This window comes from Cellulomonas sp. NPDC089187 (assembly GCF_040685135.1).
Lineage (GTDB): Bacteria > Actinomycetota > Actinomycetes > Actinomycetales > Cellulomonadaceae > Cellulomonas.
In genome coordinates this window covers 282,688-307,266 of the sequence record NZ_JBFBHI010000001.1, presented here as the reverse complement: position 1 = coordinate 307,266, position 24,579 = coordinate 282,688, and the positions used below count along the sequence as shown (strand labels likewise).

The window sequence follows — 24,579 nt, the reverse complement described above, 5'->3', positions numbered from 1 at the left end:
GGCCGTCTAGGCTGACCGCTCGTGACCAGCACCCTGTACCGCCGTGGCGTGATCGACTCCCTGGCCGTCCCCGGGGCCACCGCCCTGCTGGTGGACGGCGACCGGATCGCCTGGATCGGCGGCGAGGACCACGCGGACGGTTTGGCCCCGGACACGGTGGTGGACCTGGACGGGGATCTGGTCACGGCCGGATTCGTCGATGCCCACGCCCATGTGCTGTCCACCGCGCAGCTGGCCGACGGGCTCGACCTGAGTGCGGCACCGGATCTGGATGCCGTGCTGGCCACGGTCCGGACCGCAGCCACCGGCGAGCACGGGCGCAGGCTGGCCGCCGAGGGTGCGCCGCTGACCGGGTTCGGCTGGGACGAGCAGCACTGGCCGGAACGTCGACCGCCACGGCGCGAGGAGTTGGACGCCGCCGCCGGTGGCGCACCGGTGTACCTGGCGCGGGTGGACCTGCACTCCGGGGTCGCCTCCAGCTCCTTCGCGCAGGTGCTCGGCCTCGACCGCCTGCCTGGATGGTCGCCGGATGGGTCGGTCACCGGCGTGGCGCACCAGGTTGCCCAGGATGCGGTGGCCGATCTGGCCCCGAGCCGTCGGGAGCGGCTGTACCGGCTCGGTCTGGCGCAGGCGGCCGCCCGGGGCGTGGTGGCTGTGCACGAGCACTCCGCCCCGTTCACCGACACCCGCGCGGGTCTGCGCTCCCTGCTCGGCCTCGGCCAGGAGCCCGGCATGCCGCTGGTGCTCGGGTATCGCGCGGAACTCTGTGTCACCAGCGACGACGCCCGGGAGCTGCTGGCGGACATCCCCGGTCTGGTGGGGATCGGCGGTGACCTGTGCGTGGACGGGTCGGTGGGCTCGCGGACCGCGGCAGTCCGTCAGCCGTACCGGGACGCCCCCGCCGGGTGGTCCTTCCCGCTCGGGGAACTGGAGCTGACCGCCGAGCAGATCAGCAATCACGTTGCCTCGGTGACCCGTGCCGGCGCGCAGGCCGCCTTCCACGCGATCGGTGACCGGGCGGTGGCGGAGGTGCTGTTGGGGGTGCGGGCCGCTACCGAGGTTGAGGGTCTGGCGGCGATCCGTGCGGCCGGACACCGGATCGAACATGCGGAGATGCTGGACGCCCCGGCGCTGGCCGCCACGGTGCTCTTCGGCCTGATCGCCTCGGTGCAGCCCGGATTCGACGCGGCCTGGGGTGGTGCGGACGGGATGTACGCCGCCCGGCTCGGTGCGGGGCGGGCAGCGGGGATGATCCCGTTGGCTGATCTGCGTGACGCCGGGGTGCCGCTGGCCTTCGGCTCGGACAGTCCGGTCACGCCGGTCGACCCCTGGGCAGCCGTCCGTGCTGCGGCGAGCCACCACACACCGGAGCAGCGGCTGTCGGTGCGGGCGGCGGTCGAGGCGCACACTCGGGGAGGATGGGGCGCCGGACGGGGCGGGGTGCGACGGCCGGGTGGTACGGGATTGCCCGCTGAGGCGGTGGATCCGTTGGCTGGCGAGCTCCGGGTCGGTGCACCGGCCCATCTGGCGGTGTGGCGGGTCGACCCCGCGGCCTGGGCGCACCGGGCGACTGCCGTCAGCACCGGTGGCACGACGGGTACGGTAGGCGCGACGGGGATCGGCGGCACCACGGGTGAGTCTGCTTCCGGGCTGCCGCGGTGGCGTCGTCCGGGCGAGGTCGTGCTGGACCCGACGCTGCCCGCCCTCTCGCCGGAGCTCCCGCTGCCGGCCTGCCGGCGCACGGTGCGGTCCGGAACGGTGATCTACGACGCGCTCGGATGACGGCCCTGTGAATTCTCTGGGGCTACGCTGGTTGAACTGTCCGGGCCCCGGGGTCGACACTCCGAGCGACACGCCGCCCACGGCGCGGGAATCGGGACATTTCACCCAGAGGTGACCTGCCCGGAGGTCTGTCACCGGCGGTGATACCCACCTTGACACCACCTGTGCAGCTAGTAGCGTCTCCGCAGTGGTCGTGAGGTGACCGACCGCCCCTCTGGCCCCGACCGGGCCCGCGTGTTCAGTAGAAAACGTGCTTCTGCGCGGTACGAAGGACACGCGGGCCGGTCGGTCAGGCATCTGCCGCACATCCCGGTGCCGTAGCATCGCGGCGTGCAGCCTCACGGTCCCTCCCGCTGGTGGAGCGCGGTCCTGGCGGCGCTGGGCGGCGTGCTCACCTGGACCGCCTTCCCGGACATCGGCTGGTGGTTCGCCGCCGCTCCCGGCATCGGACTGCTGTTCTGGGCCATGCGCCGGGACAGTGCGCGATGGAACGCCCTGCTCGGACTGATCTGGGGTGTGGCGTTCTTTCTGCCCCTGATCACCTGGGCCGACGAGGCCGTCGGGCTGGTCCCCTGGATCGCGCTGTCTGTGGCCGAAGCCGGGTTCATCGCGCTATTCGGGGCAGCCTGGTCCTGGGCGCGGCGCGGTGAGGCGGTCTGGCGCACCGGCTGGTTGCAGGTGCTGGTCTTCGCGGTGCTCTGGGTCGCGGTGGAGGAGGCGCGCTCGGCGGTGCCCTTCGGCGGCTTCCCGTGGGGGAGGCTCGCCTTCTCCCAGGCCGACGGACCGCTGCTGGCCCTGGCCCGGCTCGGCGGCGCGCCGCTGGTGTCGCTGCTGGTGGCGGGGGCTGGTGTCGCGCTGGCACTGACCTGGTCGGCGGCCCGAGGATTCGCGTTGGGTGCGGTGCTGACCCGGCTCGGCGCGGTGGTCGCGGTCATGATGGTCGGCCTGGTGGTCCCGATGGACACCCGCGCCGAGGACGGCACGCTGCGGGTGGCGGCGGTGCAGGGCAATGTGGCGCAGCCGGGTCTGGACGCCTTTGCCCAGCGTCGTGAGGTGTTGGACAACCATCTGGACGGTACCGCGGCGGTGACTGAGCAGGTCGGTGCCGGGGGAGTGGATTTGATCCTCTGGCCGGAGAACGGTACGGACATCGACCCGCAGGCCGACCCGCAGGTCTGGGCCGACATCGATGCGGCAGCTCAGGCTGCGGGTGCCCCGATCCTGATCGGCACCGTCGAGTACCCGGCGGACAGCGACGGTCGCTACAACACCGCGTTGCTCTGGGAGCCCGGAGTCGGGCCGGTGGACCGCTACTCCAAGCAGCACCCGGCGCCCTTCGCCGAATACATCCCGATCCGTGAATTGGTCCGGCCGTTCTCCTCCGCGGTGGACCTGGTCACCCGGGACATGCTGCCCGGCACCGAGCCGGGTGTGCTGTCCCTGGACTCGCCACGTCTGGAACGGACTGTGACCGTCGGTGATGTGATCTGCTTCGAGGTCGCCTACGACGCCCTGGTGCGCGAGTCGGTCACCGAGGGCGCGGAGTTCCTGGTGGTGCAGACCAACAACGCCTCCTTCGGGTGGTCCGCGGAGTCCACCCAGCAGCTGGCGATGTCCCGGTTCCGGGCAGTGGAGTCCGGGCGTGCGACGGTGCAGGTGTCCACGGTGGGGGTCAGCGCGGTGATCGCACCGAACGGTGCGGTGGCCGAGAGCACCGCATTGTTCACCGCGGACCACCTGGTCGCGAGCATTCCACTGCGTCAGTCACTCACTCCGGCCACTCGGTTGGGCCCCTGGCCCGCCTGGGTGGTGGCAGGGTTGGCGGTGGTCATGACGGGTGCCGGGATGGTCGGTGCCGCACGAATCCGACGCGATGACCGGCCGGAAGGAGCACAGTGACGCAGCAGACACGCCCCCTGGTGGTGATGCCCACCTACGACGAGCGGGACAGTCTGCCGCGCACCCTGGACGCGCTGCGCCGCCACGTCCCCGAGGCCGACGTGCTGGTGGTCGATGACGGGTCGCCGGACGGCACCGGGCAGCTGGCCGAGCGGATCGCCGCGGAGGAGGAGGCGGACCTCGGTCGCCGTCGGGTCCAGGTGCTGCACCGCAGTGGCAAGCAGGGGTTGGGCACGGCCTATGTTGCCGGATTCCGGTGGGCGCTGGAGCGGGGCTACCCGGCGGTGGTGGAGATGGACGCGGACGGGTCGCACCGTGCGGAGGATCTGCCCCGGCTGCTGGACCGGTTGGCCGCGGGCGATCAGCCCGCGCTGGTGATCGGCTCGCGGTGGGTGAAGGGCGGACGGGTGGTCAACTGGCCGCTGCACCGTCAGCTGCTGTCCCGCGGCGCGAATGTCTACGCGTGGTTGGCCATGGGGTTGCCGGTCCGGGACGCCACAGCCGGGTTCCGGGTGTACCGGCAGGACGTGCTGCGGCGATTGGCGCTGGACGAAGTCGCCTCGCACGGGTACTGCTTCCAGATCGATATGGCGTGGCGGGTGCTCAAGGCCGGTGGCGCGGTGGCCGAGGTGCCGATCACCTTTGTGGAGCGGGCCGAGGGGCGTTCCAAGATGAGCCGGAACATCGTGGTCGAGGCGCTGGTCCGCGTGACGGTGTGGGGTGCGCAGGAGCGCTGGCGTCAGCTGCGGTCGTTGATCAGGCGCTGAGACGACCGAACGGGCCCCTCCCCTGGGGGAGAAGCCCGTCCGTCGTCAAGGACTGGTGCGGGTCAGGCGCTGCGACGCAGCTTGCCCGCCCGGAGCAGATCGAGGCGCTCGTCCAGCAGTTCCTCGAGCTCCTTGATGGTGCGACGCTCCAGGAGCATGTCCCAGTGCGTGCGCGGGGGCTTGGTGGCCTTCGGCTCCGGCTTGGACGCGTCGCGCAGCAGCGCCTCCTCGCCGCAGCGGCACTCCCAGACCACCGGGACGTCGGCCTCGACCGAGAACGGCAGGATGATCGTGTGCCCATTCGGGCAGTCGTAGTACGCCTGGAGTCGGGGAGCGAAATCGACGCCCTCATCCGACTCCATGCTGTGGGAACCGATGCGCATCCCGCGCAGGGACCGGTTCGACATGGTGGGACCTCCGTGCCTTGACGTGCAGAGCCAGGTGTTACTCGCACTCCTCAACGTCCGAGTCGCCCCGCGTGTTCCACTCTGCCGTGAAGGTCCGGTGAACGCCTGTCGGGGATCGTCGTTCACCGGTCAGGACAGGGTGGAACGCACAGCGCGCGCCACGACATCCCGGTCGTCGGCACCGGCATCCCGCCACTGTCGTTGCTGGTCAGCGCCGGTGCCCCGATCGAGCAGACGCTGCACCGCCGCCTGGACCCAGTCCAGATCTCCGTTGGCGCGCAGCGCGGGTGTGATGTGTCCCACCAGATGCTCGATCACCTGGCCCGCGGGGGCCGGGCGGCCGGTGAGCGGGGAGAGTAGATCCTCCGCCAAGCCGGTGCGGGCCGCGCGCCATCCCGCCACTCGGATCCACTCGGTGCGCGCCGGATCAGGATCGGGATCGGTGGTGACCGCAGTATCGGCCAGTCCTCGCACCAGCGCACCGATCAGGGCGGCATCCTCCGGGTCGAGGCAGACATCCGCCACCCGCACCTCCACTGTCGGATAGCGCGCGGACAGCCGGGCGTCGAAGTAGACCATGCCGTCGTCCAGGATCGTCCCGGACTCGACCAGCGCACGCACCGATCGGTGATAGGTCGCCGCGTTGCCGAAGGGTGCGGTCGGGCCGGCGGTGGGCCAGCGACCCCAGATCTGGGACCGGAACGACTGGTACCCGGAGTCGTCACCGTGCCAGAACGGGCTGTTGGTGCTCATCGCCAGCAACACCGGGTTCCAGGGCCGCAGATGATCGATCACGCGCACCCCCTCGGCATCGTCCGCGACCGACACGTGCACATGGCAGCCGGAGGTCAACTGGTCCTGTGCGGTGCGGGCGAACAGCGCCATGATCCGTCGCGCGCGAGCGTCGGCCACGACGGTCGGGTCAATGGCGTGTGGGGAGGTTGCCAGCGCCACGATGTGGTTGCCGGTGTGCTGGGCGGAGGCGTCGGCCCGCGCCCGCCCTGCCCGGACCTCGGCCACGAGCTGGTCGATGTCGGTGCACGGATGGGTGGAGGTCTCGACCTGTTCTTGCGCGAACTCCTTCTCCAGCGCGCCGCCCGGGGTGTCGTCATCCTGGGACAGCTCTGCGGAGGCGTGCTGCAACACGGCTGCCGCGACGGCACGCGGAACACCGTCCGGGCCGACGATCAGGAACTCTTCTTCCACTCCGATGGTGCGCACCCGATGATTCTGGGGTGACCTCGCGGGGTTGTCCTGCGCAGACGCTGGATCGTGAGCGGGCGCACAGCCGGGGTGATCACCCGTGCCGGTGGCGCATCGTCGACCTGCGGAGGATGACGCCGCCAGCGAGCAGTCCGAGGCCGAGCAGGAGGACACCACCAGTCGTGGCACCCGTCACGGCCAGCCGACTACCGCCGAGCCCCGAGCCGGTCCCGTTCTGGTGCGGAACTGTCGGTCCGGAACCGGGGTCATCGCTCCCGCCGGTGCCTCCGCCACCCGCGCCGCCGCCGGTCCCCGGTTCGCCAGGGGGAGTCTGTTCCTCGGCGACGGTCACCGTCACCGTCGCCGTCGAGCAGATCCCGGACTCGTCCGCAGCGCAGATGGTGTACGTGAAGGTGTCCGTTCCGCGGAACCCCTCCGCCGGGGTGTACACGAAGCCGCTGCCGTTCCAGACCACCGACCCGTTGGCGGGCTCGGTCAGGATCCCCGGCGGGTCGACCTCGCCGGCGTCGTTGGCGAGGACGTCGATCTGCACCGCCGTACCCGGCGTCGTGCTGGCGGTGTCATCGGTCGCCACCGGGTTGACGATCACCCGGACCAGGCCGGTGGTGCACAGGGTGGGCACCCCGTCGTCGCAGGCGGTGTACAAGAAGGTGTCGATCCCGGCGAACCCGGGCTGCGGCACGTACGTGGTGGTGAGCTGCTGCACCGTCTCGCTGCCGTGGGCTGGCTCGAACACCTCACCGACGGCAATGTCGTCGCCGTCGGGGTCCGTCACTTCGAGGTCCCCGGTGACCGGCGCACCGACCGTGGTCTCAAGCAGGGTCGGTGTGGCGACCGGCGGATCGTTCGCGGGGATGACGTGGATCGTCACCGTGGCCTGAGCGCACACGGTCGGAAAGTCAGCGGCACACGTCTCGTAGACCAGCTCGGTGCTCCCGATGTAGGCGCCCGGGTTGAAGATGAGGTCGCCGGTCGCCGGGTCCCACGAGGTCACGCCGCCATGTGACGGCTGGGTCACGATCCGAGTGATCTGTGCGGTGCTGGTGTCATTGGCCCCGACCGGGATCGTGACCTCCTGCCCGGTCCGGGTGGTGGCCTCGTCATTGAGTGCCCGAGGCAGCACCGTGATCGTGACGGTGGCCGGTGCCGAGCACTGGATTGGATCTTGGGAGTCGCACACCCGGTACTCGAAGGAGTCGATCCCGGAGAAGTCCGGGTCAGGAACGTAGGCGTACAGGCCGGACCCGGACATGCCCGCGGTGCCGTTGGTCGCCTCGGTGAGCCGCTCATAGGTCAGGCGCAGACCATCCGGGGAGGTTCCGGCACCCAACCCGACCAACGGCACTCCGGCCTCGGTGGTGCGGGTGAGATCCGCGGCGGTGGGCGGGTCCGGGGTGGCCGGGTCGGCGGCCTCGACCACGGTCACGACGCGCTGCGCCTGCGTGCTGCCGTTGTTGTTGGCCGGGCTCGGGTCGGGGGTGGTGGCGGTGGAACTGGCCACATTGGTCAGCGACCCACCGTTGGCGATGACCGTGCCGGTGACGGTGAGGACAACCTGCTGGTCGACAGCGAGCGTCCCCAGGGTCCAGGTGACGGTGTCGGCGGTGACCAGCCCACCGTTCGAGGCGGTGACCTCGGCCAGATCGGCGGGCAGGGTGTCAGTCACCGCGACGCCCTCGGCGGCATCGGGGCCCTCGTTGCGCACCGTGATGGTGTACGTCAGCTGGTCGCCGGACTGGATCTGCCCCGGCCCGGACTTGGTGACCTGCACATCGGCGCTGGCGCGGTCGGCGCTCGTGGAACACCCGGGAGCGGGATAGTCGTCCACCGAGCCAGGGGTGACGGTGCCGGCCATCACATTCTCGATCTGACCGGTCTGACCGGGGAACGGCGGATCCTGTCCGGTGTCGACGACGATCGGGTCGGCCGCCGAGTCGCCCCGGAACGTGCCCTGCACCGAGGTGCTGCCGCTGAATGCGTAGCTGCCGAATCCGGTGATGGTCCGGTCGTCGACCAGATTGACGGCGGTCAGGGTGCCGGTGGCCGACTGGGTCCAGGTGCCGTTGTTGGTGAAGGTCCCACCGACCGTCAACAACCCGGCATTGGAGGACCCACGCGCGGTGTTGATGAGGTCGCCACCGGTCTCGATCCCACAGGAGTTCACCAGGACGGCCGAGCCATTGACAGTCAGCGCGCCGGCGATCCGGGTCACACCGGTGTTGTCGAACCGTCCGTCCACCGCCAGAGCCCCCTGCACGATCAGCTCGCCGGAGTTGCTCAACGACACCTGACCGTTGAGGTTCGTCGAGCCTTGAATGGTCATCGTTCCGGCGTTGTCCAGGTGACCGGCGGCGGGGGAGAAGCCGCCGGTGATGGTCAGGCTGGCGTCCTCACGATTGACCAGCTCGGCGTTGCCGTTCACCGCGAGGCCCAGGAAGGTCGTCGTTCCGGCGTTGTCGAGCTCGAACCCGGCGGCCACCGCGAGGTTCGGGGCGTTCAGCACCCCGCCCGGTGCCACCGCGATCGCCCCCTGTGCGTTGTTCAGGTAGCTCGGCGCGAGGGTGGCCCCGGGGGTGACGCACAGGGTGCCCCTGGCCGGCAGCTGGTTGATGCCGCCGTTGAAGGTGCCGCCAGTGAGTGCGACCACCTGCCCGGGGTTGACCGTGATCGGGTTGTTGCCGGTGGTCGCGGCGGTGAGCGTGACGTCGGGTACGGCGCAGTCGTCCAGTGGTGCGGCGACAGCGGGCGTGGCCACGGCGCTCACACCGGCGACGACCAGCGCCCCGAGTAGCGCGCTGCCGGCAAGTCCAGCCAGCAGTCGAGGCGGATGGTCAGCGGACTGGCGCATGGTTCTCCCGGGTCAGCGACGTCACAAGCGATTTAGTGTGACATTTCCGACTTTAGCGTGTGCAGCTGGGTTGCTGGAGCCCACGGTGGTCGATCAGGCCGGGTTGTCGGCGATCCGGCCCAGGAGCTCAGCCACCTCCGCCGGACGCGACCACATCGGCCAGTGCCCGGTCGGCAGATCGACGTAGCGGATGTCCCGCAGCTCGGCGAGCCCGCCGATCCACGCCCAGCCCTCCGCGATGGCCGCACGGATCTGTTCGCTGGTCAGGGAGGTGCACAACACGGTCGTCGGCACATCCCGCCGGGCCGGCGAGGTGAGCGTGGGGGCCTCACGCACCGGTCCGCCCGGCTCCGGCACCGCCCGCTCGCGGAACCGCGCCAGGTGCTCCGGGCTCAAACCCTCCAGACTGTTGCCGTCCTCCTCCAACTCCGTCCAGCTCGGCAGCGGCATCTGCGCGAGGCTGAACTCCGGGTTCAGCGCACCGGTTCCCGGGCCCGAGTCGACGTAGACCGCATGGGCCACCAGCTCCGGGCACCGGTCGGTGGCGGCGTAGCCCGGCACACCCGCACCGGAGTGCACCGCCAACACCACGGGTTCACCCGCCGACTCCATCGCCGCGACCACGGCGTCCACGTGATCGGCCAGGGTGACGGAACCCCGGTCTGGATGGTCAGGTTCCAGACCGGGCAGAGTCACCGTGATCACCCGGTGTCCGTCGGCGCGCAGCCGGTCGGCGACCTCCTGCCACGCCCACGCACCGAGCCAGAAGCCGGGGACCAGGACAAGGGGTGTGGGCGTCATGGGGGTCACAGTAGGACGGCGGTGGGAGATCGGCGCGGGTTCAGAGAACACCCGGTCGACCACCAGGTCTCCCGTGGATGCCGCGTCGTCCATACCCCTCACACGTTCCAACCGGCCCGAAGGTTGCTCCCGCTCCAGTGCCCGCTCAGCTGTGTTGGACGTGCTCGTGGCCCTGGTGCGCCATCGGCTCGATCTGGAAGGTCGAATGCGCCACGGACACCGGGAAGTGCTCGGCCACGCATTCCTGCAACCGGTCGAGGATGCCCGCCGTGTGCCCGTCGGTGAAGCACTCGTCGTCCACCACTACGTGGGCGGTGATGATCGGCAGGCCGGTGGCGATCAGCGACGCATGCAAGTCGTGCACACCGCGCACGTGCTCGATCTCCTCCAAGTGTCGGCGTACCGCGTCCAGGTCGAGCCCGGGTGGGGTGGACTCCAGGAGGACAGAGCCGGTCTCTCGGAGCAGGCGCGCCGCCCGGGGGACGATCAGCACGCCGATCACCAGCCCTGCCACCGCGTCTGCCTGCTGCCATCCGGTGGTGGCGATGACGAGAGCCGCCACGATGACGCCGACAGATCCGAGTGCGTCGTTGAGCACTTCCAGGAACGCGGCGCGCAGATTGAAGGAGGATCCTCGGCGTCCGGAGAGCACAGCGAGGGATGCCAGATTCGCCACCAGGCCGATCACACCGAAGATCACCAGCTCGGTGGAGGGAATCTCCGGGGGCGCGGTGAGGCGTCGTACCGCCTCGACGACGACGAAGATCCCGACGCCGAGCAAGACCGCCGACTGAGCCAAAGCGGCGAGGACTTCGGCCCGTCGTAGACCCCAGGTGCGGCGCGCGGTGGCAGGTCGCCGGACCAGATGCGCGGCGAACAGGGCCATCGCGAGACCGGCGGTGTCGGTGAGCATGTGGGCGGTGTCGACCAACAGCGCCAGTGATCCGGTGAGCACGGCACCGACCGCCTGTGCCACGAGCACGGTGGTGGTCATGGCGAAGGCGATGGTCAGCCGCCGCCGGTCGTCCGGAACCGCGTGGTCGTGGCTCATGTCTGGTCCACCAGTGCGCAGGTCGCGGTGTCGGCCGCGGGGCCACGAACCAGCTCTTCGGTGCCGGCCAGAACTCCGGCCAGCCGCATCGGGTCGGCCAAGGAGTACCGCGATGACCTGCCCACGCTGCGTACCGTGACCAGTCCGCAGTCCCGCAGGCAGGCGAGATGCGCCGACACCGTGCTCTGGGCGAGCCCCAGGTGGTCAGTGAGCTCGCGCACGGCGTGCTCACCAGTAAATAGGTGCCGCAGGATGGTCAGCCGCGCGGGTTCGGCGAGCGCGCGAAACACGGCCGCGAGCACTACTTCGTTGTGTTCCGATGTTATCGCCATAGGGCGATGCTAGCCGGTGCTGGCTAGCCTGGGAAGCATGGTCTCGATCAGCGCACCGACCGGACCGGACGATGTGGCAGCGGTGGCCGCGCTGCTCGCCGAGGGCTTCGCGGTCGATCCGCTGATCACCGCGGTCCTTCCGGGCACGACGCAGGAGCGTCAGCGGCGGTTGCGTGCGTTCTATCGAGCTTGGCTGAGCCACCGTGAACCCGGTCGGGTGGTGGATCTGGCCCGCAGGTCGCCACAGGACGAGGGGCCGAACGACGGCGAGATCGTCGGCGTCGCGATCTGGCACGCGCCCGGCGCGCACGACGGTCGCACCCCGCTGGGCCTGGCGCTGCGCGTGATCCGGGCGTTGGGCTGGCGCGGTGCCCGATCATGGAGCCGGATGGAGGCTGCCTTCGGTGTCGCCCAGCCCGGCGATCCACACTGGTATCTCTCCGACGTCGTGGTCTCCGACCGCGCTCGGGGTGAGGGGGTCGGATCGGCGCTGCTCGGCCATCGCCTGGCGCGACTCGACGCCGACGGCGCGGCCGCGTACCTCGAGGCCACCACCCCGGGGTCGCGTCGGATGTACGAGCGGCTGGGCTTCGAGTCGCGTGGTCCGGTGGTGGGGCTGCCCGGCGACCAGATCCCACCGGAGGGCATGTGGCGCGCGCCGGTCACTCCCCGGTGACCCCGTCCAGCTGCTCCCGGATCACATCCAGCTGACCCGCATGCCGCGCAGTCTCCTCGATCAGGTGCAACAGCACCCAGCGCAGCTGCGCAGGCGGCCCTGCCACACAGGTCTCGGTCAGCTCGCGACCGGCCAGGGTCCGGCGACTCTCGGCACAGGCGGCCCGATAGTCCTCGATCGCCTCGGCCAGAGAGTCCGAGGTGGACACCCGCCACTCGCCGTCCGGGTCCTCATCGCTGCCGTACCGCCGGTCGTAGGGCAGCCCGGCGAACATCTCCAACACCCAACTGCGCTCGACATCGGCCAGATGGCGCAGCATGCCGGTCACCGTGGTGGCTGAGGGCAGCAGCCGACGTGCGCCCTCCGCGTCGGAGAGTCCCTCAGCCTTGAGGACCACCGTGGCGCGCTGGTAGTCCAAGAAGAGATCGATCAGCTCACGCTCGCCGCCATGCACGCGGGTATCGGGTCGCTCGGTCATGACAGGCACGCTAGGACCGGGGTGTGACATCCGCCTCAGCCACGAGCCCTCGATAGGCTGACCGGTGTGAACGACCTGCTCGACGGTGTCCGTCTGCTCGGCCGGGGGTGGGGCTGGTGGCGTCGCCGGCCCGGCGTGATGGCTCGGGGACTGATCCCGGCCGTCCTGGTCGCCCTGGTGATGCTCGCCGCAGTAATCACGCTGGTGCTGCACCTGGGTGACCTCGGCGACTGGTTGACGCCCTTCGCGGACGAGTGGAGCTCCGGATGGCAGCGGGCGGCAGAACTCGGAGCGCAGGCTGTGGTGGTGGCCGCCGCGCTGGTGCTGGTGGTCATCACCTTCACTGCCGTGACCTTGGCGGTCGGCGAGCCGTTCTACGACCGGATCTGGCGCGCGGTCGAGCGGGACACCACCGGCAGCGTGCCGGAGGGATCCACCGGGTTCTGGCGCGGTGCTGCTGACGGCATCGCCCTGCTGGTGCGCGGTCTGGTCGTCGCGGTGATTGCCGGGGTCGTCGGGGTGGTTCCCGTGATCGGCGCACCGCTCGGATGGTGCACCGGTGTGCTGCTGACCGGCTGGTTGCTGGCCCATGAACTGACGGCGCGGGCCCTGGTCGCACGCGGTCTGGACCGAGCGGCCCGCAATCGGTTGCTTCGCGCACATCGGGGCCGGGTGCTCGGCTTCGGTGCGGCGACGCAGCTCTGCTTTCTGGTGCCGGGCGGTGCGATGGCGACCATGCCGGCCGCCATCGTGGGTTCCACGCTGCTGGCGCAATCGGTGTTGGCAGGGCCGCCCCCGCGGGTTGCGAACGAGGGGTGAGCCGGTCCGCGCCACCTGGCGATGAGCGTCGCTGAGCGAGGCTGCAGGTTGCGGTTCAGTGGTGGAGCCGGGCTGCTCGGTGCTGTCCCCGTGAGGCTGCTCTGTGACCAGGAGGCGGAGGCTTGCCCGGCCGCGGTGGAGGTCCAGCCCTGCTCGGTCTGCGTGATCGGCCCCTCATCCACGGTCAGTTCAGGTGATCGACGATCGGGGGTTCAGCAGGGCGGAGTCGCGATGGGGTGGCTCGCCCCTCAGTGTTGAGCCGGGAAGCGTGCCCAGACGTGTTTGGCCGTCCCGTCGACGTACCACCCGACATCCTGGGACAGTCGCCGGGCGATCTGGAGTCCGAACCCGCCGGCTCCGGGTGCCCGGGTCCCGGCCAGAGCCGGGGTCGAGTCGACGTCGTGGTCGGCGACGTCGAGCAGATACTCGTTCCCATCGGACAGCAGCTGGACCCGGGTGGGTGGCAGGCCGTGCACCAACGCATTGGTGGCCAGCTCGGAGGCGACCAGGATCATCCGCTCGGGTACGGCGTCCAACCCGTCCTGCGGGGCGGCACCGCGGGCGGTGATCTCGGCCAGCAACTCGTGTCGGACCCGACTCAGATGCTCGACGTCCTGCAACACCCACTCGCGCACCGGTCGGAACCGCTGGGGCGGGCGGGCGGCCCGTAGGCCATCGTCGATCTGGTCCAGGGTCATGGTGTCCCACTGTCGGGCGTCATCGTCGGTTGCGCATCCCGAACCCGCATCGTCCTGGGGTGCTGACGTGGGCCGTTCGACCCAATATGCACGGCAGTCGCCGGTGAAAATTCTGCGCATGGCGCTTGTGAAGCAGAATTCGCCCGGTCGGGTCGTAGTGGTCGGCGGTGGGATGGTGGCCCACCGGGTCGCCGAGCAGCTCGCCGCGCGGACGGACGCGGGGGACTGGCAGCTGACCGTGATCGGCGAGGAGCCGGAGCTGCCCTACGACCGGGTGCATCTGTCCGAGGTGTTCGCCGGGCGTACGGCCGCGGATCTGGTGCTGGACCCGAGCGTCTGGGATCACCCGCGGATCGAGCTGGTCACTGGGGATCGGGTCGCCGATCTGGATCTGGCCGCGCAGACTGTCACCACCGACTCCGGTCGGGTGCAGGCCTACGACAACCTGGTGTTGGCCACGGGGTCGCGCGCCTGGGTGCCGCGGACCGAGGGTGTCGACCTGCCCGGGGTGCTGGTCTACCGGACGCTGGCCGATGTCGCGGACCTGCGCGGCTGGGTGACCGAGCGCGCGGCGGCACTCGGTCGGCCCCTGCGCGGAGCTGTGGTCGGCGGCGGGGTGCTCGGGCTGGAGGCCGGGGCAGCGCTGCTCGGACTGGGTGTGGACACCACCGTGGTGGAGTTCGCGGACCGGTTGATGGCGGTGCAGCTGGACGCCGGTGGCGGTGAGGCCCTGCGGGTGCTGATCGAGGACATGGGCATGCAGGTGCGCGCCTCGGCCGGTGCCCAGCGGGTGCTGCCCGGCGCTGACGGCACGGTGGCCGGGCTGGAGCTGTCCACCGGCGAGGTGCTGGATGCCGATGTGGTGATCTACTCCACTGGCATCCGACCCCGTGACGGACTGGCTCGGGCGGCCGGCCTGGCCATCGCCGAGCGCGGCGGTGTGGTGGTCGGCCCCTCCTGCCGCAGCTCGGACCCGGCCGTCTGGGCGGTGGGCGAGTGCGCCAGCCACGACGGGGAGTGCCCCGGCTTGATCGCACCGGGCAATGCGATGGCCGATGTGGTGGTCGACCGGCTGTGCGGCGGCGACGCGGTGTACACCCGCGCAGCGGACGGCACCAAGCTCAAGGGTGTGGGCGTCGAGGCGGCCAGCTTCGGCGATGTGCTCGCGCTGACGCCCGGGGCCCTGGAGGTCACCTTCGCGGACCCCTTCGCCAAGACCTATCGCAAGCTGGTGGTCTCCGACGACGCGCAGATCCTGCTCGGCGGGGTGTTCGTTGGCGACATCGAGCTGTACTCCTCGCTGCGTCCGATGCTCGGTCGTCCGCTCGGCGCGGACCCCAGCGCGTTCCTGGCTCCGGCCGGGGGTGGTGCACCGGTGCAGACCGACGTGCCGGATGACGTGGTGCTGTGCTCCTGCTCGAATGTCACCGCGGGCACCGTCCGCTCGGCGGTCACTGAGCACGGCTGCACCAGTGTGGGTGAGGTCAAGACCTGCACTCGGGCTGGGACGGTCTGCGGTTCCTGCGTCCCGTTGCTGACCACTGTGGTCAACCGGACGCTGGAGCAGGCGGGCATCGCGGTCTCCACCGCCATGTGCGAGCACTTCAGCATGTCCCGCGCGGCGCTGTACGCCCTGGTGCGGGACGGCGGGCTGCGGACCTTCTCCGAGGTGGTGGCCGCACACGGTCAGGGCCGGGGCTGCTCGATCTGCCGCCCGGTGGTCGCCTCGATTCTGTCCTCCCTGGGCATCGGGCACGTGCTCCAGCCGGACCAGGCAGCCCTGCAGGACACCAACGACCATCTGCTGGCGAATATGCAGAAGGACGGCACCTACTCGGTGGTGCCCCGGATGCCCGGTGGCGAAGTCACCCCGGAGAAGCTCGCCGCGCTGGCCGAGGTGGCGGCGGACTTCGGGCTGTTCACCCGGATCACCGGTGCGCAACGGATCGCGCTCTTCGGTGCCCGGCAGGACCAGCTCCCGGCGATCTGGCGGCGACTGGTCGACGCCGGATTCGAGTCCGGGCAGGCCTACGGCAAGTCGCTGCGTGCAGTGAAGACCTGCGTCGGGGCGACCTGGTGCCGGTTCGGTGTGCAGGACTCCTCCAGCATGGCGATCCGGATCGAGCTGCGGTACCGGGGTCTGCGCACCCCGCACAAGCTCAAGATCGGCGTCTCGGGCTGCGCACGCGAGTGCGCGGAAGCCCGTGGCAAGGACGTCGGGGTGATCGCGACGGAGAAAGGCTGGAACGTCTACGTCGGTGGCAACGGTGGCTTTACGCCCCGGCACGCCGATCTGCTGGCCGAGGACCTGGATGACACGCGTTTGATCCAGGTGATCGACCGGTTCCTGGGGCTCTACGTGCGCAGCGCCGACCGCTTGCAGCGCACCGCCCCGTGGGTGGCGGCGTTCCCCGGCGGGATCGAGGAGCTGCGCCGGGTCGTGGTCGAGGACTCCCAGGGGATGGGCTCCCAGTTGGAGGCCGAGATGGAGCAGCACGTGTCGGCCTACCAGGACGAGTGGCGCACCACGCTGGACGACCCGGAGAAGCTGCGCCGCTTCACCCCCTATGTCAACGACCCGGAGGCCTCCGACCCGGATCTGGCCTATGTGGCCGAGCGCGGCCAGGCCCGTCCGGCCCGACCCGGCGAGCAGGGCCACCCGGACCTGCGCATCGCCCGCACCTTGGAGGTCACCCGATGAACACCGTCGAGACCGTGCGCGTGTGCGCACTGGACGACCTGGTGCCCGAGCGTGGCGTCGGCGCCCTGGTCGGTGAACACCGGATCGCGCTGTTCCGGCTGTCCGACGACCGGGTGCTCGCCGTGCAGCAGCGCGACCCGTTCTCCGGAGCGAATGTGCTCAGCCGGGGCATCGTCGGCGACGCGGACGGTGTGCCCATCGTCTCCTCGCCGATGTACAAGCAGGTCTGGGACTTGAGCACCGGGCGCTGCCTGGACCCGGTGGGCAAGGAGCCGGTCGACCTGCGCGCCTACCCGGTGCAGGTGGTCGACGGGAATGTGCTGGTGGAGGTCGGACCGTGCTGATCGGGCTGGATCTGGCCGGTCGGGACGTCCTGGTCGTCGGTGGGGGATCGGTGGCGGCGCGTCGTGCCCGGGCTGCCATCGATGAGGGTGCCCGGGTTCGGGTGGTCGCCCCGCAGGCGCATGAGGAGGTCGCCGTCCTGGCCGCCGCCGGGTCGCTGGTCTGGGAGCAACGACCGGTGGTCGAGTCCGACCTGGAGGGGACGTGGCTGGTGCATGCCTGCACCGGCACCGTCGACGCCGAGATCGCCGGATGGGCGCAGACCCGTCGGGTGTTCTGCGTGGTCGCCTCCGCCGCCGAGCTCGGCAGCGCCCGGACCCCGGCCGTCGTCACCGCGGGCGGCGTGAGTCTGGGCGTGCTGTCGGTCGATGCTGCCGACCCCGCCCGGGCGGCGACCGTGCGTGATCAGCTGGCCGATCAGGTGCTGCACGGGCGGGTGGACCTGCGCCCGTCCCGCTCCGTGTCCACCGCCGATGTGCTGGCACCCGGTGAGGTGGTGCTGCTCGGCGGCGGCCCGGGAGATCCCGCGCTGATGACGGTGCGCGCCCGCACACTGCTGGCCCAGGCCGATGTGGTGATCACCGACCGCCTCGGCCCGACCGGTGTGCTGACGGAGCTGCGCGAGGACGTGCTGGTGATCCCGGTCGGCAAGGCGCTCGGTGCGCACAAGGCCACCCAGGTGGAGATCCACGATCTGCTGATCGAACATGCCGGCGCCGGTCGCCGGGTGGCGCGGCTCAAGGGCGGCGATCCCTTCCTCTTCGGTCGTGGCGGTGAGGAGGTGCTCGCCTGCCGTGCGGCCGGCATCCCGGTGCGGGTGGTGCCCGGGGTGACCTCGGCGGTGGCGGCGGCGGACGTGGCCGGCATCCCGGTGACCCACCGCGGCACCGCCGACCGTCTGCATGTGGTGAATGGACACGGGCGATTCACCGATCTCGACCTGGCTGCGATGCGCGATCCGGCGGTCACGGTGGCGATCCTGATGGGGATGGCCGGCCTCGCCCGCCTGGTCTCCCAGCTGACCGATGCCGGGATCGACCGCATGCTGCCCGCCGCGGTGGTCGCCAGTGCCACCACCGACCAGGAACGGGTGATCCACGCGCCGCTGGGTGAACTCGTCGCCCGCTGCGCCGCCGCCGGGGTGGGATCGCCCGCAGTGGTACTGCTCGGGCAGGTCACCCGGGAGGGCTTTCTCGATCCGACGCATCCGGGTCGCGCGGTCGAGGCACCGAGCCGCCGTCGCGGGGTGGACGCATGAGCGCCGCCTCGACCACGCAGTTGGTGGCCTGCGCGCACGGCACCCGCAGCGTGCAGGGTCAGCAGGTGATCGCTGCGCTGGTCGCCGATCTGCGCCGTCTGCGCCCCGAACTGACCGTGCACGAGGCCTATGTCGACGTCCAGGAACCCGCCGTGGCCACGGTGGTGCCGGAGCGGGTGCCGTCGGTGGTGGTGCCACTGTTGCTGTCGACCGGTGTGCATGTGCGCTATGACATCGGTGCCGCAGTGGCCGACCGTCCATCCCGGGCCGCCGATCCGCTCGGCCCCGACCCTCGGCTGGCCGACCTGCTGGTGCGTCGGCTGCGGGAGGCCGGGGCCGACGGCGCCGACCACGTTGTGCTCGCAGCCGCCGGATCCTCGGACCCTGCCGCCGCCACCGCCGTGCGTGAGGTGCTGGCCGCCCTGCGCGCCCGGTGGGACGGCCCGGTCGAGGTCGCCTTCGGTGCGGCCGCGCAACCATCGGTGCCCGAGGCCGTCCAGACCGCCCGGGAGGCGGGTGCGGCGCGGGTCGTGGTGGCCTCGTACCTGCTCGCCCCCGGGCACTTCCACTCCGCGCTCGACCGTGCCGGGGCCGATCTGGTCACCGCGCCGCTCGGTCCGGACCCGGTGTTGGCACAGATCGCGCTCGACCGCTTCGACCACGCGCTTCTGGGCTGAAGGTCACGGTCCGGTGCCGGGGCGCGCAGGAGGATGACGCGGTGACGATCGAGGAGGCGACCAGCCAGCGGGTGCTCGCCGCGCCGAGCCGGGCCGCGATCCTGCGGACGCTGACGGCCGCACCGGCTCCACTGACCGTGGATGAGGTCGCCCAGGCGGTGGGTCTGCACGTCAACACCGCCCGTGAACACCTGGACGTCCTGGTCGGTGCCGGGCTGGTGCTCCGCTCCACCGAGACTCGCACCACCCGCGGTCGACCCCGGCGGCTGTATGCCGCGGTCGTCGCCTCGGATATGCGGGACGAGCTCTCCCGTGCCCTGCTGTCCGGCTACGGGCGTGCGCTGTCGGAACCCGGGGTCGCCGCCGAACAGGCCGGGCAGGATCTGGTCGGCGACGCGGTCGGGGACGCGGTCGGGGACGGCGGGCCCGAGGAGCAGATGGCGGCGCTCTGGCAGCACTTCGCCAGCATGGGATTCGATCCGGAGGTCACCGAGGAAGGGCTTCGACTGCGCCGCTGCCCGATCCGGGAGCTGGCCCGCGAGCGCATGGATGTGGTGTGCGGGGTGCACCTGGGGATGGCGCGCGGCCTGCTGCGTCGGATCGGTGGGCCGGTGCGTGCCGAGGCGCTGCTGCCCTTCGCCGGACCGGGGTACTGCGTGCTCCGCCTCGATGCGCGGGGTCAGGACGGCTGAGCGCGGGTCATCGGAGGCCACCGACCAGGGCGTACACGACCAGCCCGGCCATGAGCCGCACCGCCACGACCCCGAGCACACTGGGCGTGGCTGGGCCGATCGGGTGATCGGGGGATCGGGGGATCAGCCCGCGATCACCACGTCGGTCTGTTCCTGCAACCGGGCCACCAGCTCGGTATCGGTGGCGTCGGTCAGCACCCCGCTGACCTCGGACAGCGGGAGCACCTGATAGGGCGAGGCGGCACCGATCTTCTCCGCCGAGCCCAACACCCAGGTCTCCGCCGCACGGGCGGACAGTGCACGCTTCATCGCAGCCTCGTCGGCGTCGCCGGTGGTCAGACCGGCCTGCGGGTGCACACCCGTCACGCCCATCAGGAACACGTCCGCGGTGATCCGCTGCGCCGCCTCGACCGCAGCCGCGCCGCTGGCCACCGCCGAGTGCTTGAACAGCATCCCGCCCAGGATGAACACCTCGACGCTGGGGTGGTCGACCAGGGCGGCGGCGACGGTAGGGCTGTGCGTGACGATGGTGCAGCGCAGGTCGTGGGGGAGCAGCCCGGCCAGAGCGAGGGCGGTGGTGCCGCCGTCGACGATGACTGTGCTGTGCGGCTGGATCAGGGCGAGGGCGGCGGAGGCGACCCGGTGTTTGCTCTCCGGGCTGACCCGCTGGCGGTCGGTGTAGTCGGCGACGGCGGGGGAGACCGGCAGTGCACCGCCGTACACCCGGTGGACCAGCCCTTCGGCGGCGAGTTCGCGCAGGTCACGGCGCACGCTGTCCTCGGACAGACCCAGCTCCGCCGCGATGGTCTTGGCGATGATCTTGCCGTCGCGGCGCAGGGTGGTCAGCAGGTAGTCGCGGCGTTCGGCGGCGAGCATGGATTCTCCGAGTGATTCGCGTTTGTGCACGTTGCTGGGGTTATCGTAGCGCCCATGACAACTCAGCCGATGCTTGTGCTCATTGCCGGTCCCTACCAGTCCGGCACCGACGGCGACCCGGAGAAGATGGCCGCGAACCTGCGACGCCTGGAAGAGGCGGCCTGGCCGGTCTTCCAGGCCGGGCACATCCCGATGATCGGGGAGTGGGTGGCCCTGCCCGTGCTGTCCTCCGCCGGAGCCAGCGTGTTCGATCCGCTGGCCGCCGAGGTGATGTACCCGACCGCGCAGCGGCTGCTGCAGCACTGTGACGCCGTGCTCCGCCTGCCCGGCGAGTCCACCGGTGCCGACCAGGATGTGGCCATCGCCCGCGAGCGCGGCCTGCCGGTATACCACGATGTATCCGAGCTCCCGGTGCGGCAGAACGTGCAGGAGTCGGCATGAGCGTGGGAGTCGACCTGCCCGACGGTCGCGGACGGACCGGCCTGGACCGCGTCGGCCGCGATCTGCACGGCAATCCCGACGTCCGGGTCCGGGATGTCGAGGTGGTCTCGGACGGGTGGCATGTGCTGCGCCGGACCACCTTCGACTATCGGCGCGCGGATGGCACCTGGACCACGCAGCAGCGTGAGACCTACGACCGTGGAAACGGCGCGACCATCCTGCTGCACGACCCGGAGCGGGACACCGTGCTGCTCACCCGGCAGTTCCGCTACCCGGTCTACGTCAACGGCCACCCGGACGGCATGCTGATCGAGGCCGCCGCCGGCCTGCTGGACGACGACGACCCGGAGACTGCGATCCGGCGGGAGGCCGCCGAGGAACTGGGTGTGCAGGTCGGACCGGTCACCCATCTGTTCGACGTGTACATGAGCCCGGGATCGGTCACCGAGCGGCTGCACTTCTACCTGGCCACGTACACCCCACAGGACCGCACCGGGGATCGCGGCGGCGTGGCCGAGGAGGGGGAGGACATCGAGATCCTGGAACTCCCGCTGACTGAGGCGCTGGCGATGATCGCCGACGGGCGGATCGCCGACGGCAAGACGATCATGCTGCTTCAACACCTGGCCCTGCGGGGCCGCGGAGGCCCGTTGGAGCGGATCAGATAGCCGATACCCAAGGAGTCGATGAACCGGACCTCGGGCACGTCGAGCACCACTGGCCGGGCGGTGACCAGGGCGGCACCGAGGGTCTGACTCGCCTGGGAGCGCATGAGCAGCTTGCACGAGGAGCGGCAGCTGCGGGCTGATGAAGCCTCGATTGCGTAGGTCGAGCAGAAACACCGCGTCCATTGACGGTGCGCGCACCTCAGGGCGAGCGACAGCGGAGTGCCCTCCACATGCGGACAGGTCCGGGGCGCACTACCGTCGTCGCGGGTCTCATGACGCGGGCACCCCACATCGTCGTGCACCGAGGAGATCCCATGCGCGCACCGGCCCCTCGCGGACCGCTGAGCGACCACCTGCTCGCCGGACTGCGCTCCGGCATCATCGAACCTGAGCTGCCGAGCCACGCGGAGAACGCCGTGCTCACCAGCACGGATCTGGCACTGGACGAGGATGTCCAGATCGCGCTGACGGTGCTCTACGAGCTGCACCACCAGGGCATCGACGGTGTGGACGAGCGGATGGAGTGGCATCCGGTGCTGCTGGCCACCCGCGCGGTGCTCGACGCCGCCTACGAGGCCCACCTGCGCGAGGTCGTCACGGTGCCCGACGATCTGGACCCCGGCACGACCCCGGACCAGGTGGCGCGGGCGCTCTTCGATCTCACCGGGCGGGACAGCGGTCCCAGTCTGGCCGGCTACGTCGCCAAGAAGGCCACGGACGAGCAGCTGCACGAGTTGCTGCAACACCGGTCGGTGTACCAGCTGAAGGAGGCCGACCCGCACACCTGGGCGATTCCGCGTCTGCTGGGTGCTCCGAAGGCGGCACTGGTGGAGATCCAGGCCGACGAGTACGGCGGCGGACGCCCGGAGCGGATGCACGCGGCGCTGTTCGCCCGGACTATGCGGGGGCTCGGCCTTGACGACACCTATGGCCACTACGTCGACCGCGTACCGGCGGTGACCCTGGCCTCGGTGAACATGATGAGCATGTTCGGCCTGCACCGCCGGTTGCGCGGTGCCATCGTCGGGCACCTGGCCGCATTCGAGATGACGTCCTCCCGCCCGAACCGGCTCTACGGTGACGGCTTCCGGCGGCACGGCTACGACGCGGATGTCACCTGGTACTTCGATGAGCACGTCGAGGCGGATGCGGTCCATGAGCAGATCGCCGGGCGGGACCTGGCCGGTGGTCTAGTGGCCCAGCACCCGCAGCTACGTGACGAGGTGCTGTTCGGCGCGGCGGCCTGTCTGCACGCGGACGCTCGGGTGGGGGCCCACCTGATCGAGCGGTGGTCGGCGGGGGAGAGCTCGCTGCTCCCCGCGGGGCGATGACCGACCGCCCCGTCCGCCCTGCCCCGGTGGTGCTCACCCCGTGTGCCGACGGCCCGATCCTGGTGCGCGGCGAGGTCGAGATCCGGGACGGTGCGGGGCAGATCGTGCCCCGTCGTCGCGCCACCGTGGCGTTGTGCCGATGCGGGGCCTCGGCGATCAAGCCGTTCTGCGACGGGTCACACAAGGCCATCGGCTTCCGCACCGATGACGAGGGGTCGCGTCCGGAGGAACCCACGACCTGAGTTGTGTTAGTACAGTCGTGCTCATTCCGAACCGAAGGAGGACGACATGGTGCTGGCGGCGATCATCGCCTGCGAGGTGGGTTTCTGGGTTGCCGTGCTCGGGGGACTGGTGGCGCGGTACCCGGCGCGGCGGCCTCGACTGGGCACGGTGCTGCTGGTCGCCGCACCACTGATCGACGTTCTGCTGCTCGCCCTGGTGACCGTCGACCTGCTGGGCGGCGGCACTGCCTCCTGGCATCACGGGTTGGCGGCGCTGTACATCGGGATCTCGGTCGCCTACGGGCACCGGATGATCGCCTGGGCTGACGTGCGCTTCGCGCACCGGTTCGACGGGGGACCGGCACCGATCAAGCCGACCGGGTGGGCCTACACCGCCACCTGCTGGAAGGATGTCGCCCGCACCCTGCTGGCTGCGGTGATCGCCGCGGGTCTGGTCGGCGGGCTGATCCTGATCGTGGACGACCGGTCACGCACCGACGAACTGCTCGGCCTGTTCCCCCTGCTCGGCCTGGTCGTCGGCATCGACCTGCTGTGGGCGATCAGTTACACCCTCTGGCCCCGTCGGGCAGCGGCCTAGGCTGGGGGAATGCCCCGCCTGATCGACCACGACGCCCGCGACCAGCAGATTGCTGCGGCAGCGATGCGGGTGTTGGACCGCGACGGCCTCACCGCCCTGTCGGTGCGCCAGGTCGCCGCCGAGGCCGGGCTCGCCACCGCCTCGCTGCGACGTGCCTTCCCCACTCAAGACGCCCTGCGCCAGTTCTGCCTGCGGGAGGTCCGTGATCGGGTGGCGCGACGGATCGCCGGACTGACGGGGGAGGGCAGCGCCTGGGTGAGCGCCGTGTTGTCCGAACTGCTGCCGCTGGACGACACCCGGCGCACCGAACTGAACGCCCAACTCCAACTCGGCGTACTCGCCATCACCGACCCGGCACTCTCCGAGCAGGTCGCCGCGCTGGACGCCGAGGTGCATGGCGTGTGCCGGACCGCCATCGACGTGCTCGACCGCACCCAGGGCTTGCGTCCTGAACTGGACCCGGACATCGAGGCGACCCGGCTGCACGCACTGCTGGACGGGGTGGCACTTCACCTGCTGTGGAACCCGGACGGACCCGGGCGCGAGGTGCTCGACCGGCATCTGGCGACACTCACCCGGTGACGGGCTCGACCCCGAGCTCGGCGAGCAGCGTCAGGACGCGGGCGCGGATCTGATCGCGGATCGGGCGGACCGACTCGATGCCCTGGCCGGCCGGATCGGCCAACACCCAGTCCTCGTACCGCTTGCCGGGAAAGACGGGGCAGACATCACCACAGCCCATGGTGATCACCACGTCGCAGAGCTCCACCACCTCGGCGGTCAGGACCTTCGGACGCTCGGCCCGGATGTCGATGCCCTCCTCGAGCATCGCCTGCACGGCCACCGGATTGATCCGCTCGGCGGGCAGTGACCCGGCCGAACGGACCTCGACAGCACCGCCGGACAGCGCGCTGAGGTAGCCGGCGGCCATCTGGGACCGCCCGGCGTTGTGCACACAGACGAACAACACACGGGGCATGGGGGACATGGCG

Annotated in this window: 26 protein-coding genes; 16 read left to right on the top strand and 10 right to left on the bottom strand. The window is 70.8% G+C overall.

Annotated features, from left to right (window positions below; all coding sequences use genetic code 11):
* Window positions 1–21 precede the first annotated feature (21 nt).
* The 3 genes from AB0N78_RS01450 (at window position 22) to AB0N78_RS01440 (ending at window position 4,448) form a co-directional block, all read left to right on the top strand.
* Complete coding sequence (locus AB0N78_RS01450) at window positions 22–1,782, top strand: amidohydrolase family protein (RefSeq protein ID WP_363384875.1); 1,761 nt, start codon at window positions 22–24, stop codon at window positions 1,780–1,782.
* Between the two features lie 330 nt (window positions 1,783–2,112).
* Window positions 2,113–3,681: an apolipoprotein N-acyltransferase gene (gene lnt / locus AB0N78_RS01445; protein ID WP_363384873.1), complete on the top strand. Its 1,569-nt coding sequence runs from the start codon at window positions 2,113–2,115 to the stop codon at window positions 3,679–3,681.
* 26 nt (window positions 3,682–3,707) lie between these two features.
* Window positions 3,708–4,448, top strand: a complete 741-nt coding sequence (locus AB0N78_RS01440; RefSeq protein ID WP_363386205.1) for a polyprenol monophosphomannose synthase — start codon at window positions 3,708–3,710, stop codon at window positions 4,446–4,448.
* Window positions 4,449–4,510: 62 nt separating this feature from the next.
* On the opposite strand, the gene AB0N78_RS01435 is transcribed toward AB0N78_RS01440, so the two are convergent.
* The 6 genes from AB0N78_RS01435 to AB0N78_RS01410 form a co-directional block, all read right to left on the bottom strand.
* Entirely contained in the window at window positions 4,511–4,855 is a 345-nt protein-coding gene (locus tag AB0N78_RS01435; protein ID WP_363384871.1) for an RNA polymerase-binding protein RbpA, read from the bottom strand.
* Between the two features lie 129 nt (window positions 4,856–4,984).
* Window positions 4,985–6,076: a glutamate--cysteine ligase gene (locus AB0N78_RS01430; RefSeq protein ID WP_363384868.1), complete on the bottom strand. Its 1,092-nt coding sequence runs from the start codon at window positions 6,074–6,076 to the stop codon at window positions 4,985–4,987.
* Between the two features lie 76 nt (window positions 6,077–6,152).
* A complete protein-coding gene (locus AB0N78_RS01425; protein ID WP_363384866.1) occupies window positions 6,153–8,927 on the bottom strand; it encodes an Ig-like domain-containing protein in 2,775 nt (924 codons plus the stop codon).
* Between the two features lie 93 nt (window positions 8,928–9,020).
* Window positions 9,021–9,728 (bottom strand): alpha/beta hydrolase, encoded by a 708-nt coding sequence (locus tag AB0N78_RS01420; protein ID WP_363384863.1) that lies wholly within the window; start codon window positions 9,726–9,728, stop codon window positions 9,021–9,023.
* A gap of 145 nt (window positions 9,729–9,873) precedes the next feature.
* Window positions 9,874–10,779 (bottom strand): cation diffusion facilitator family transporter, encoded by a 906-nt coding sequence (locus tag AB0N78_RS01415; protein ID WP_363384860.1) that lies wholly within the window; start codon window positions 10,777–10,779, stop codon window positions 9,874–9,876.
* On the bottom strand, window positions 10,776–11,111 hold the full coding sequence (locus AB0N78_RS01410; protein WP_363384858.1) for a metalloregulator ArsR/SmtB family transcription factor: 336 nt from the start codon (window positions 11,109–11,111) through the stop codon (window positions 10,776–10,778). Before AB0N78_RS01410 ends, AB0N78_RS01415 begins: the two co-directional genes overlap by 4 nt.
* A 37-nt stretch (window positions 11,112–11,148) precedes the next feature.
* Here AB0N78_RS01410 and AB0N78_RS01405 point away from each other — a divergent pair, with 37 nt between their 5' ends.
* The gene (locus AB0N78_RS01405) at window positions 11,149–11,787 is read left to right on the top strand and encodes a GNAT family N-acetyltransferase (RefSeq protein ID WP_363384855.1); all 639 of its coding nucleotides are present in this window, start codon (window positions 11,149–11,151) and stop codon (window positions 11,785–11,787) included.
* Here the strand turns inward: AB0N78_RS01405 and AB0N78_RS01400 are convergent.
* Window positions 11,774–12,265 carry a DinB family protein gene (locus AB0N78_RS01400; RefSeq protein ID WP_363384852.1) on the bottom strand — a complete coding sequence of 164 codons (492 nt, stop codon included), beginning with the start codon at window positions 12,263–12,265 and terminating at the stop codon, window positions 11,774–11,776. The genes AB0N78_RS01405 and AB0N78_RS01400 overlap by 14 nt on opposite strands.
* A 66-nt stretch (window positions 12,266–12,331) precedes the next feature.
* Here AB0N78_RS01400 and AB0N78_RS01395 point away from each other — a divergent pair, with 66 nt between their 5' ends.
* Entirely contained in the window at window positions 12,332–13,084 is a 753-nt protein-coding gene (locus AB0N78_RS01395; RefSeq protein ID WP_363384850.1) for an EI24 domain-containing protein, read from the top strand.
* Between the two features lie 248 nt (window positions 13,085–13,332).
* Here the strand turns inward: AB0N78_RS01395 and AB0N78_RS01390 are convergent, their stop codons facing one another.
* Window positions 13,333–13,782 carry an ATP-binding protein gene (locus tag AB0N78_RS01390; protein WP_363384847.1) on the bottom strand — a complete coding sequence of 150 codons (450 nt, stop codon included), beginning with the start codon at window positions 13,780–13,782 and terminating at the stop codon, window positions 13,333–13,335.
* Window positions 13,783–13,900: 118 nt separating this feature from the next.
* On the opposite strand from AB0N78_RS01390, the gene nirB reads away from it, so the two are divergent.
* The 5 genes from nirB to AB0N78_RS01365 are packed head-to-tail and all read left to right on the top strand — an operon-like array spanning window position 13,901 to window position 19,452.
* Window positions 13,901–16,483, top strand: coding sequence for a nitrite reductase large subunit NirB (gene nirB, locus AB0N78_RS01385; protein ID WP_363384844.1), 2,583 nt, complete (start codon window positions 13,901–13,903; stop codon window positions 16,481–16,483).
* Entirely contained in the window at window positions 16,480–16,827 is a 348-nt protein-coding gene (gene nirD / locus AB0N78_RS01380) for a nitrite reductase small subunit NirD (RefSeq protein WP_363384841.1), read from the top strand. Before nirB ends, nirD begins: the two co-directional genes overlap by 4 nt.
* Window positions 16,821–18,083, top strand: coding sequence for a uroporphyrinogen-III C-methyltransferase (gene cobA, locus AB0N78_RS01375; RefSeq protein WP_363384838.1), 1,263 nt, complete (start codon window positions 16,821–16,823; stop codon window positions 18,081–18,083). Before nirD ends, cobA begins: the two co-directional genes overlap by 7 nt.
* Complete coding sequence (locus AB0N78_RS01370) at window positions 18,080–18,760, top strand: CbiX/SirB N-terminal domain-containing protein (RefSeq protein WP_363384836.1); 681 nt, start codon at window positions 18,080–18,082, stop codon at window positions 18,758–18,760. Before cobA ends, AB0N78_RS01370 begins: the two co-directional genes overlap by 4 nt.
* A 41-nt stretch (window positions 18,761–18,801) precedes the next feature.
* On the top strand, window positions 18,802–19,452 hold the full coding sequence (locus tag AB0N78_RS01365) for a helix-turn-helix domain-containing protein (protein ID WP_363384833.1): 651 nt from the start codon (window positions 18,802–18,804) through the stop codon (window positions 19,450–19,452).
* Between the two features lie 123 nt (window positions 19,453–19,575).
* Here AB0N78_RS01365 and AB0N78_RS01360 read toward each other — a convergent pair whose 3' ends face one another.
* Window positions 19,576–20,328 (bottom strand): DeoR/GlpR family DNA-binding transcription regulator, encoded by a 753-nt coding sequence (locus AB0N78_RS01360; RefSeq protein ID WP_363384830.1) that lies wholly within the window; start codon window positions 20,326–20,328, stop codon window positions 19,576–19,578.
* A 54-nt stretch (window positions 20,329–20,382) separates the two neighbouring features.
* On the opposite strand from AB0N78_RS01360, the gene AB0N78_RS01355 reads away from it, so the two are divergent.
* The 6 genes from AB0N78_RS01355 to AB0N78_RS01330 all read left to right on the top strand — a co-directional run bounded on the left by AB0N78_RS01355 (window position 20,383) and on the right by AB0N78_RS01330 (window position 24,169).
* The gene (locus AB0N78_RS01355; protein WP_363384828.1) at window positions 20,383–20,769 is read left to right on the top strand and encodes a DUF4406 domain-containing protein; all 387 of its coding nucleotides are present in this window, start codon (window positions 20,383–20,385) and stop codon (window positions 20,767–20,769) included.
* Window positions 20,766–21,437 (top strand): NUDIX domain-containing protein, encoded by a 672-nt coding sequence (locus AB0N78_RS01350; RefSeq protein ID WP_363384825.1) that lies wholly within the window; start codon window positions 20,766–20,768, stop codon window positions 21,435–21,437. The genes AB0N78_RS01355 and AB0N78_RS01350 overlap by 4 nt, the downstream gene beginning before the upstream one ends.
* A gap of 314 nt (window positions 21,438–21,751) precedes the next feature.
* On the top strand, window positions 21,752–22,768 hold the full coding sequence (locus AB0N78_RS01345) for an iron-containing redox enzyme family protein (RefSeq protein WP_363384823.1): 1,017 nt from the start codon (window positions 21,752–21,754) through the stop codon (window positions 22,766–22,768).
* The gene (locus AB0N78_RS01340) at window positions 22,765–23,010 is read left to right on the top strand and encodes a CDGSH iron-sulfur domain-containing protein (protein ID WP_363384821.1); all 246 of its coding nucleotides are present in this window, start codon (window positions 22,765–22,767) and stop codon (window positions 23,008–23,010) included. Before AB0N78_RS01345 ends, AB0N78_RS01340 begins: the two co-directional genes overlap by 4 nt.
* A gap of 46 nt (window positions 23,011–23,056) precedes the next feature.
* Window positions 23,057–23,587, top strand: a complete 531-nt coding sequence (locus AB0N78_RS01335; protein ID WP_363384818.1) for a hypothetical protein — start codon at window positions 23,057–23,059, stop codon at window positions 23,585–23,587.
* A gap of 9 nt (window positions 23,588–23,596) precedes the next feature.
* Entirely contained in the window at window positions 23,597–24,169 is a 573-nt protein-coding gene (locus AB0N78_RS01330) for a TetR family transcriptional regulator C-terminal domain-containing protein (RefSeq protein WP_363384816.1), read from the top strand.
* On the opposite strand, the gene AB0N78_RS01325 is transcribed toward AB0N78_RS01330, so the two are convergent.
* Window positions 24,159–24,575, bottom strand: coding sequence for an arsenate reductase ArsC (locus tag AB0N78_RS01325; RefSeq protein WP_363384813.1), 417 nt, complete (start codon window positions 24,573–24,575; stop codon window positions 24,159–24,161). The two genes, AB0N78_RS01330 and AB0N78_RS01325, sit on opposite strands and share 11 nt — an antisense overlap.
* Between the last annotated feature and the right edge of the window lie 4 nt (window positions 24,576–24,579).